8 protein-coding genes and 1 pseudogene are annotated in these 10,571 nt (G+C 43.3%); 5 read left to right on the top strand and 4 right to left on the bottom strand.

The annotated features are described in order from the left end of the window. Positions 1–49: 49 nt before the first annotated feature. A complete protein-coding gene (locus NJ959_RS19040) occupies positions 50–703 on the bottom strand; it encodes a CBS domain-containing protein (RefSeq protein ID WP_254013319.1) in 654 nt (217 codons plus the stop codon). A 338-nt stretch (positions 704–1,041) separates the two neighbouring features. After that, positions 1,042–2,391, bottom strand: coding sequence for a histidine phosphatase family protein (locus NJ959_RS19045; RefSeq protein ID WP_254013320.1), 1,350 nt, complete (start codon positions 2,389–2,391; stop codon positions 1,042–1,044). A gap of 191 nt (positions 2,392–2,582) precedes the next feature. Here NJ959_RS19045 and NJ959_RS19050 point away from each other — a divergent pair, with 191 nt between their 5' ends. Next, positions 2,583–4,199 carry a CPBP family intramembrane glutamic endopeptidase gene (locus tag NJ959_RS19050; protein WP_254013321.1) on the top strand — a complete coding sequence of 539 codons (1,617 nt, stop codon included), beginning with the start codon at positions 2,583–2,585 and terminating at the stop codon, positions 4,197–4,199. Positions 4,200–4,351: 152 nt separating this feature from the next. After that, entirely contained in the window at positions 4,352–4,741 is a 390-nt protein-coding gene (locus NJ959_RS19055) for an RDD family protein (protein ID WP_254013322.1), read from the top strand. Between the two features lie 182 nt (positions 4,742–4,923). On the opposite strand, the pseudogene NJ959_RS19060 reads toward NJ959_RS19055, so the two are convergent. Then, positions 4,924–5,442, bottom strand: a pseudogene (locus NJ959_RS19060) (Uma2 family endonuclease); the annotation flags it as partial. 324 nt (positions 5,443–5,766) lie between these two features. Between NJ959_RS19060 and NJ959_RS19065 the strand changes: the two are divergent. Together NJ959_RS19065 and NJ959_RS19070 are read left to right on the top strand one after the other, a co-directional pair. After that, on the top strand, positions 5,767–8,298 hold the full coding sequence (locus NJ959_RS19065; protein WP_254013323.1) for a heavy metal translocating P-type ATPase: 2,532 nt from the start codon (positions 5,767–5,769) through the stop codon (positions 8,296–8,298). Positions 8,299–8,719: 421 nt separating this feature from the next. Beyond that, positions 8,720–9,178, top strand: coding sequence for an FHA domain-containing protein (locus NJ959_RS19070; RefSeq protein WP_254013324.1), 459 nt, complete (start codon positions 8,720–8,722; stop codon positions 9,176–9,178). Between the two features lie 121 nt (positions 9,179–9,299). Here the strand turns inward: NJ959_RS19070 and NJ959_RS19075 are convergent, their stop codons facing one another. After that, entirely contained in the window at positions 9,300–9,647 is a 348-nt protein-coding gene (locus tag NJ959_RS19075; RefSeq protein ID WP_254013325.1) for a hypothetical protein, read from the bottom strand. 186 nt (positions 9,648–9,833) lie between these two features. On the opposite strand from NJ959_RS19075, the gene tmk reads away from it, so the two are divergent. Further along, positions 9,834–10,487, top strand: a complete 654-nt coding sequence (tmk, locus tag NJ959_RS19080) for a dTMP kinase (RefSeq protein ID WP_254013326.1) — start codon at positions 9,834–9,836, stop codon at positions 10,485–10,487. Positions 10,488–10,571 lie beyond the last annotated feature (84 nt).

A 10,571-nucleotide genomic window follows, 5' to 3' on the forward strand; every position in this document is an offset into this window, starting at 1 on the left:
ATGGGGAATGGAGAATAGGGAATGGGTAATTGGTTTCACCTTTTACCTATTACATAGTTTTCCCTCCTGCGGTGAGGAATATAAAACTGACATCTTCTGCCACCATCAGTTGTATCAAAGTGAGAATAGATGTAGTCAAAGGTACTTGCACTACAGAATTCCTCATCACCTCTGATACTCGCTGCAACTTTAGAGGATTAAGGGGTGGAAGTTGCCAACAAATTCTCTCCAGGGAGATTGTCCCGATTAGGGAACCATAAGGTGCTAAAACTGGTAAGTCATCGTGATGATTTTGAGCCAAAAGGCAGATGGCCGTAAAAATATTGCAGGAATCCGATAGAGTTAAGGTAACAACCGATCGCCTCATCACATCCCTGAGATGGATCTCCCCTAGATTTACCTCTCGCTCTACTATCGCAATCAGATCTCTTGCTGTAAATATCCCAACTAAAGCTGTTCCTTCCATTACCAAAACACAAGTGGCTGCTCCTCCACTCGATATTTGAGGGGATCTGCGATATAATCCTTCTTTAGAATTGCCCAGAGAAATTAGATTAGATGTGGATAAGGCAGCTAAATTTTTCCCTTGGCTCATTAAAGCAATCACCTCTATGAGAGGTGTATCCGGAGGGAGGGTTAGGGGATGAAGATTAATCAGATCTTCCACGGTGGGTACAGCAACGGGGTTGGAATCAAACTGCATAGCGATGGGGTTGGGAACATACTAGGGCTGAAAGCAGATGCGACTTGGATGAAAGTTTAAACTTTTGGCAATAGCCGCCAAATCCCTTATAGAAAGAAAAAATTACAGATAGGCTCTAATTATAATTATCCGCAAAATTTCTTAAATAAACATGACGATCGTACTCAGTTTTTGTAAATAATTGTTTAATTATGGATGGCAATTGTCTCTCAGCCAATTGTTGGTATTTGGTTATGGGTGATGAATAATGAACACTCCTGAATATTCAACAAATAACAAACAACCAACAACGAATAACAAACAACCAACAACCAACAACGAATAACAAATTAATGTTCCTACAAAGCACCAGCAGCAGTACGATCCAAGATCCCCCCAGATAAATGGCTGGTGATGTTCATCGCTTGCAATACTGGTGCTTTTTCTAAGCCTTGACAATAGTCTATTACACTAACCGCACCATTACCCTGTTTAATACTCCAAAAAGATGCTGGACTTAAACCTAAAATGTGACAGAGAATCACTTTATTGATCGCATCGTGAGCAACTACAACACCAGTTGTCAGCTCCGTATCAGAGACAGGCATTGATTTGGCGATCCCATCCCAAGCTGCGGTTCCTCTATCCCATACCTCCTGAAGATTCTCCCCCTCTGGCATTTGGACTGTATCAGGAGTATTCTGCCACTCATAGAGCAAATCCCCATATTCTTGTTTAATTTCCGACTCTAATTTCCCTTCCCACAACCCATGATTGATTTCTTTCAATTTCTCTTCCAAATCTAACTTGACATTTGGGTGAAATTGGAGTATAATTTCAGCGGTTTCTTTGGGACGGAGCATAGGGCTGGTAACAGCAAAATTAATGGGCACATCCTTAAGAAACTCTCCCGCTTGCCGAGCTTGTTGGCGACCTTTATCGTTAAGAGGTACATCAATTCCCCCTTGGAAGCGAGAAACTCGATTCCACTCCGTTTCGCCATGACGCACTAGCAAAAGACGTAACCCTCTCTGAGGGGGACGTGGTGATGGTAGATTAATCCCCAAATGAGCAGTTTGATTGAGAGATTCCAGTTGCACCAAGTCGCCCCAACCCCCTGTAAAATTCAGGACATTAACGCAACAGTTGGATTGCTGAATCGAATGATAACGAGATGGAGAAACACCAATCGCACTAGTAAGCAAACAGCGATTAATCCCATTATGAGCCACAATTAAAATTGTGCCCCCCTGATGACGGGGAAGAATTTCTTGCCAGAAGTGCTGCGCTTGTTGGTAAAGTGCCAAAACCGGAAAATGCTCCCGCATCCCTTCGGGAGTGGAAATAGTCATGAAAAACTCATGAGGGCTTTCCTTCCAGCAACGATATTCCTGTGGAAATTTTGTTGCCACATCAGATTTATGTAGCTTTTCCCATAGAGGCAAATCCACTTCCATCAGATTATCTGATACCTGTAAGGGTGGAGATTTTGGTAAATAGGGTAATATTAGCTCTGCGGTTGTCCTCGCCCGTTGTAGGGGAGAGGAGTAAACAGCATCAATATTCAGGCTGCTGAGGGTAGCACCTACTTGGCGGGCATCTGCCGTGCCTTTTTCAGTCAAGACTGACTCATCACAGCGCCCTTGAATTAGTTGCTGAGAGTTATAGCTGCTTTGACCATGACGAACGATAATAACACGAGTAGCCAATTTCTTAATCCTCCGTTACCGATTATGTTGCACAATAGCCATTTTGCCCCAAAGCTTGGTAGCATCTTTCAATCATCTCAAAATACGAGTGTTATTTTAACGTGCTAGTGACATTCACCCCAATAATTAGATTTGGGGAAGCTGGATGCGCCATTTTGACTTTTGACTTTTGACTTTTTTTTGAGGTTTTCATGGGAATTAATCGGTTGCTAAAGCTAGTGATTTTGGTGCTACTGACATTTGTGGTAATCTTCCAACTCAGCTTTTCCCTAGTCGCTAGTTGGGGGGAGCCTCAGATTCAAAGTCGGCTAGAACTTTATCAAACGAATCTATTGCTCCACGCCGCCCAGTGGCAAGGTGGTAAAACTCAAGCACAGGAGGCACTCCTGGGCGGAGAGCCTTTTAAAAATGCCCAAAACCAATATGAAGATGCTCTGGCAGCAAATGAAACCACTCAGTCAAAAATTTTCGCCAAGCTTCAAGAATTATCATCTCAGAAAATAGCCACAGCAACATCTCCAGATATTGGCAAATCCCAATTAGAATTAGCTCCCATAGACAAGACGGAAACTGCCAAAGCGCAGCAAAGGAAGTTACAAGAATCATTATCTCAAACAAAACAGCTCATGACTGAGCTAAAGTTACGCCTGGGAATTATCCAAGCTGCTCAAGGTGAAACAGATGCGGCGCTTAAAACATGGGGTGAGTTGAAAAAAGAGAATGTTGTCGGCGGTAATTCTGAAAGTTTAACTTCATCTATCGAAACGGCAACAGTGTTAATTGGTTTGTGGAGTAAACCTCCCCAACTGTTACCGGATGCTGAAGCCGAAATTCACCAAAACTTAGATAGCTGGTTTCGCTATCGGGGATTGACTGAGTTATATAAAATACAACAGCGTCAGGATGTCCTATTATCTCTGGAAACTCAAGAACAAAATATAGCCCAGCAATCAATTGTCAAGTTAGCAGTAATTGGGTTAATACCGGGTATTGGTGGACTTGTAGGAGTTGGACTTTTGGTATTTATAGTCGCTCAACGACTGTTACAAGGTAGGCGCTCTCTTTTATCAACTAATGCTGATATAACTTGGGAAACTCCATGGAATGGAGAAATAATTTGGCAGGTATTAATTCTGGGGTTTTTCTTTTTTGGTCAATTGCTACTACCATTACTTATCGGTGAGTTGCTTCAGATTTTCAGCCTAGATCCTAGCAATTTTACTGCCAGAATGAAGGCATTATATACTTTGTCCACCTACATAATGTTGGCATTTTGGGGATTATTGATTTTATATTTTTCTATTAAACAGTTTTTCCCCCTCTCAGAGGATTGGTTTCGCTTTAAATTCCGCAGTAATTGGTTTTTCTGGGGATTGGGTGGTTATTTAGTCGCATTGCCTCTAGTGATTGGTGTATCCTTAATCAATCAACAATTATGGAAAGGACAAGGTGGTAGCAATCCGATTCTACCATTGGTGTTGGAAGGACAAGATAATATTGCCCTATTAATATTTTTCATGACGGCATGTTTTGCTGCTCCCCTGTTTGAAGAAATGATGTTTCGGGGGTTTTTGTTACCATCTTTGACTCGTTATCTGCCAGTTTGGGGGGCAATTATTCTGAGTAGTCTGGTATTTGCGATCGCACACCTCAGTCTTTCGGAAGTGCTACCCTTGACTACACTGGGTATTGTATTAGGAGTTGTTTATTCGCGATCGCGCAATCTCCTGGCTCCCATGCTATTACATAGTTTGTGGAATAGCGGTACTTTACTGAGTCTCTTTATTTTGGGGAGTGGTTCAAATTAAGTCAGTAACGTTAGACTTAATAAATCTTCATTATTTATTCCCAAATAATAACCTTTTCTTAAACTTTAAATACATAGATGATCTTATAATCTATGTATGATTTTAGACAAACACAAATAGAAAACTCTGTTTTGAAGTATTTGAGGTGATCCATGAATGAGATTCAGTATGCGGGTTTTGGCAAGAGGTTTTTAGCCGCTTTTCTAGATGGAATTATTTTAGTAATTATTAACATCATCCTTGGCTTCGCCCTTGGTGGCAACAAAAATCTGGTTGCTCTTGTGGGGATTTTGGTTGGTTGGGTTTACTATGCAGTACAAGAAAGTTCTCCAAAACAAGCAACTATTGGCAAGCAGGCGTTGGGAATTGTTGTGACTGACTTAAATAATCAGCCAATTTCTTTCGTTATAGCTACAATCAGGCATTTTTCCAAGTTTCTTTCTGGCATAATCTTGCTGATTGGCTATCTTATGGCATTGTTTACTGAGAAAAAACAAGCTCTTCATGACATGCTTGCTGGTACGCTAGTTGTGAATAAGTAACTAAACTTAAACTCCTGAAATTATAGCAGATTGCAGGTTTATGAAGTACGCCTCAGAAACCCGGTTTCTCCAAGAAACCGGGTTTCTCTATATCTCAGATACCTGAAAATAGCTGTAGATTGAATACTCCCCAACCAAAATCTTTGATTTACTTGAGGAGTGCGATCGATATTTTGTTCAATTCAGCTTTGACGATTGAAAAACACATCAGGATCAATTCCCGATTCCCGAAGTCGCTGTAACAGAGACTCTAGCCTAGATTCAGCATCTTCAGCTCGCTGTCTTTCCTGTTCGACTTCTTGTAACGCTTGCTCCGCTTGAGTAAGAATCCAATTCCCCCAAGCATCATACAAACGCAACCACAATCGAGTAATTCCTTGATATTCTCCTAACCATAACCCCAAACCCAAATCTAATTCCGGAATCCAGAATCGTGACTCCTGTAATTCTATTTCTTGATAACTTCCTCCCTCCAGCTTAAACACTCGTAGCCGATTAGTATAGCGACTGAAAACAACATAATAAGGAATCCGTAAAATCTGCTCGTAAACCTCCCATTTTCGCGGTGGTTTATTATCAGCTTGGGATTCAATTACTTGTCCATTACCTGTCAAATTATTAGACTCAGATAACTCATCTTCGGGATCGTTTTTCCCCAAGTCTTCTTTTTCCGTTCCTGGAGAAAGGAGTTCGACAATTAGGAAAGGATTGACACCCTAAACAAGAGGTTAAGAAACCAGGTTTCTTGGAGAAACCTGGTTTCTAGATATTTCTCTTCTGTACTCATCCAACTCAAAACCGCTATAAACAGCAGATCATTAACAAGACTTACGCAGCAACACTACTAATGGTGGGGATGGTGCGTTACGCTACGCTAACACACCCTACAAATAGAGGATTTGGTAAGTCCTGATTAAGAAAAGTAAATGATTTGATGCTAATTCCCCAGTAGTTCGCATAACATCAGAAAAAGAAGCTTCCTCATGTAGCCAATTAAGCTGTCCCAGTCGATTTCAAAATAGTATATGCAAGTTTCCCTAGATATGCCAACAACAACACCAGCCATATCCTCAGAAACCATTACCCTGGATGTGAGTGGCATGAAATGTGCAGGTTGCGTCAGCGTGGTGGAAAGACAATTAACCAATCATCCCGGCGTTGTTTCTGCTTGTGTCAATCTGGTGACTGAGGTGGCTGTAGTCGAGTTTCAATCTGGTATAGTCGATCCAACATTACTAGCAGAGAAATTAACATCTACAGGCTTTCCCTCTCAACCTCGTTTTGCCCAATCAGATCTCTCCTCTACTAACCAAGATACCCTAACTCCAGCCCAGCGACAAGAAAAAGAAGCGAAAGCACAAATGGAGCAATTACTTATTGCTGGAGTTTTAGTTACTTTATCAACAATAGGACATATTGGTCATTGGTTCGATATTCATAAATTGCCCATATTGAGTAATATTTGGTTCCATTGGGGATTAGCAACTATTTCACTAATTGGGCCAGGTCGTCCGATAATAATGGATGGTTGGCGTAGCTTTAGGCATCAAGCGCCTAACATGAATACCTCGATCGGATTGGGTACAGTTACAACATATATTACCAGTTGTATGGCATTAATATATCCCCAACTGGGATGGGAGTGTTTCTTTGACGAACCCGTAATGTTATTAGGCTTTATCTTATTAGGCCGTACTTTAGAACAACGAGCAAGACGTAAAGGATCTGCCGCCTTTGAATCATTATTAGCACTAAAACCGAAAATTGCCCGTTTAATTAGCAAATCAGCAACAGAAGACTTGGGAATTGAAATTCCAGTAGAGCAAGTACGGGTGGGGGAATGGTTGCGGGTTTTGCCAGGGGAAAAGATGCCCGTGGATGGTGAAGTAGTATCGGGAGACTCTTCTGTAGACGAGTCAATGGTGACAGGAGAAGCAATACCTGTATTTAAACAACCTGGAGATACAGTTACCGCTGGTACTTTGAATCAATCCGGCGCGATCGCAATTGTGGCTACTCGTACTGGTGAAAATACCACCATAGCTCAGATTGCCGCACTAGTGGAAGCCGCCCAAACCCGAAAAGCACCAATTCAGCAACTAGCCGATACAGTAGCAGGATATTTTACTTATGGGGTGTTAGCGATCGCCACTTTAACCTTTCTATTTTGGGACTCGATTGGCACAAGAATCTGGCCGGAAATTTTGTCACCGATGGGTCATAATATGAGTCATCCGGCTTCTCCCTTATTATTGAGTTTAAAATTAGCGATCGCAGTTTTAGTCATTGCTTGTCCCTGTGCGTTGGGTTTAGCGACACCGACTGCTATTTTAGTTGGTACTAGTCTTGGGGCAGAACGAGGTTTATTAATCAAAGGCGGGGATATTTTAGAACGAGTCCATCAGATTGATACCGTAGTTTTTGATAAGACAGGTACTCTCACTAGCGGTGAACCAACAGTAACAGATTGTTTGTGGATTGGGGAGCTAAGAGATAATGGGCTAGAGGTAAGAGGAGAAGAAAATGGACTACAAGCTAGGGATCGTCAGCTAGTAGATTCTTCCTCCCTACTCCCTACTCCCTACTCCCTACTCCCTACTACCCTCACACCTCTTCTACAATTAGTAGCAGCAGCAGAAAGTGGTACTTCTCATCCTCTCGCCTCAGCAATTTGCAGGGCAGCGACTCAGGCAGGGTTACCGCCATTAGCGGCTGTTGATTTCTATACGCAACCGGGATTGGGAATATCAGCGCTAGTGGAAAATCAACGGGTGTTAGTTGGTAATGCTGATTGGTTGAATCAAAAAGAGGTAAAGATTAATGATACTGCTGAGGCTGAAGGTGAAAGATTAGCAGGAGAGGGTAAAACAGTTGTTTATGTGGCTGTAGACGGGGTTTTGGCTGGGATAATTGCCGTAACTGATAACATTAGACCTGATGCTAAAGCAACTGTGGCAGGACTGAAAAACTTGGGATTGCGGGTGATGCTGTTGAGTGGGGATCGCCAAGAGGTGGCGAATGCTGTCGCCATAGAACTAGGTATTAAGCCTTATGATACAATTGCTGGAGTACTTCCAGATGGTAAAGCCGCTGCAATTAAGCAGTTGCAATACTTAGGATATCGAGTGGCAATGGTTGGGGATGGCATCAATGATAGTCCCGCCCTCGCACAAGCTGATGTCGGTATTTCAATAGATGGAGGAACTGATATTGCTGTGGAAACGGCTGATATTATTCTGATGCGCCGCTTCAGATCCCCTCTGATTGCCCAGGAGGGTGCGATCCTGGTGGCAAACCCTGCCGATAGGGAACAGAATGTTTCCTTGCTCAATGTTGTCGAGTCCATTAAGCTAGCTCGTGCCACCTTTAACAAAATTCGACATAATCTATTCTGGGCGTTAAGCTACAATATCGTGGGAATTCCCATAGCTGCGGGTGTCCTTTTACCCGGATTTGGAATCGTCCTCAGTCCTGCTGCTGCTGGAGCATTAATGGCTTTTAGTTCAGTTACTGTCGTCACTAACTCGCTACTGTTGCGTTATCAGATGGGGAGATAAGGGGGAATTGAGGGAATTACGATCAATGCCAAACTCATGTGCCAAAATAGAGATTAAAGAGTCATTAGGAGTGAGCCAACTCAATATTAGATAAACCCTACGGGAGCATCCCAATAGGTGTAAATTCTTATAACAGGTGTCTAGTGCAGCGCGGCAGAAGTTTCTCACCAGTTTCAGAGGCTTGATCGTGGTTTTCTCTCCCCTGCCCCCGTTCGGCTGAAGTCTCACGGCGGAAGCCTGCCTCCCTGCTCCCCTGCTTACAACTGATGGGTTATTTCTGCCCACCTGCACTAGGCTGTCTCTGGATACAGATGAAACCAGCAATCGAATACACTTGTTCTGAGATTTCTGAGTTTAAGTAGATTTAGTTTACCCCAGAGCGTTTCTCAGCAACTAACAGCATACTAATCCCTGTTTTTCGATGCCTCCAAAATCAAATTCAATTAACCATCATTTGCTAATCATTGAAGACGACAAGGGACGTAGAGAATTTCCCTTAAAGGAACCTGTCTACTCTATCGGTAGAGATCCAGATTCGGATATCCGCCTCTGTTCCCAGTTTGTCTCCCGCCGACATGCAACACTAGTGCGGCGACAGCGCGAAGATGGTAGCTACTACTATCGCATTGTCGATGGCAATCTCAAGGGCAAGGCGAGTGCAAATGGACTCTTAATTAACAGCAAAAAGACTCAAGCCCACGATCTTGAAGATGAGGACGAGGTGATCTTCGGTCCCCAGGTGAGCGCTAAATATTATGTACTTAAGCGAGATGCTATTCCAACTGGACCACCCGACGAGTTTGATATCACCTTGATTAGCCCAAACATGATGATGGGAGATCCAACGGCGGAAATCGATGAGTGGGGTTCATTGGGGTAGGACATCCTCCTACATAAATTAGGGGGGCTTTAACTTTCCTTGTCCGCTCAACAACAGAAGACCATTTTAGGAGTCTTCTCTTCTAGCCATCAGAAGCCCCCCTCAAGGTGAAAGGAGGGAATTAGCCAGCAACCGTTTCCAATAACTGCCAATGCTGATTTTGGGCAACTGCGTCCTTCACTAGGTAAAACATTTTGTGGCAGTAATTTTCAACCTGAAGGGGTAGTTCTTCGTTCTTGACGACAAAGTTCATCCGAATTCCCTCGTTGGTAGCCATCGATTTGTCGATCAATACTTCCACCGTCACCAGTTTGGCAAAGGCAACTTGTCCGGGTTTTTCCCGTGCCATTAAGTAGTCCCCCGTATCGTAAATAATGTCGAAATTGCAGGACTGTAAAACCTCAATCAGTGTCTTTTGAAGGTGATCGAGAGAAACTGCAACAGTAAAAGAACAAGTATAGCGAGCCATATATAACCCTAGGCGTCACACAGATAGACCCTTTTAATGATATAGAACCTCTGTTGAGGGTCAGGACAGAAGTTGCTAACGAACAAGCCCATGGGCAACTGTTCTCAGCTACAAGTATCTTAGCGGTTTATCCGGACAAAGATTACAGATCCCCAAAAAATAGCATTGATTATAGAAAATTGGCAAATGAACGGTAAGCTGATTGTGTTTGAGGGAGTTGAAGGCTGTGGCAAAACCACCCAAATTTCGCGATCGCGCGATTGGCTGCTAACCAGTGGCATTCAGGAATCTTTGGGGGATTTTGGTAACCAGACACCAGTTATAGTGACTAGAGAGCCGGGAGGAACTTCATTAGGTTCGGCACTGCGCCAACTTTTGTTAGAGGGACAAGCCTTACAGATTGAAGATCGGGCGGAGCTTCTATTGTACGCTGCGGATCGGGCACAGCATGTGGAAGAATTTATTAAACCTCTTTTGGAGCAAGGGGCGATTGTTTTGTGCGATCGCTATACTGATTCCACGATCGCCTACCAAGGTTACGGGCGAGGTCTTGAGTTAAAATTAATCGAGCAACTGAACCAAATTGCTACAGGTGGACTAGAGGGGGATCTTACTATCTGGCTGGATGTAGATGTTGAAATTGGCTTGCATCGGGCGCGAGTTAGGGGAAAAGCGGATCGGATGGAACAAGCTGAGTTATCTTTTCACCAACGAGTCCAAGCAGGTTTTAGCGAATTAGCGTCATTATATCCTGAGCGGATTGTCAGGATTGATGCCAGCCAGAACGAGGAAGCAGTACAGTTAGAGATTCGTGAGATTTTATGTCAGCGGTTTGGCTAATGGCTCATGGCTAATCTGCCATTTATTCCCCCCTGCCCCCAGGGCTGTTTCATTCTCCCACAGCAACAGGTTTTACCGCCCAAC

The organism is Limnofasciculus baicalensis BBK-W-15, from assembly GCF_024178385.1.
In the GTDB taxonomy this organism is placed as follows: Bacteria; Cyanobacteriota; Cyanobacteriia; order Cyanobacteriales; family Coleofasciculaceae; genus Limnofasciculus; species Limnofasciculus baicalensis.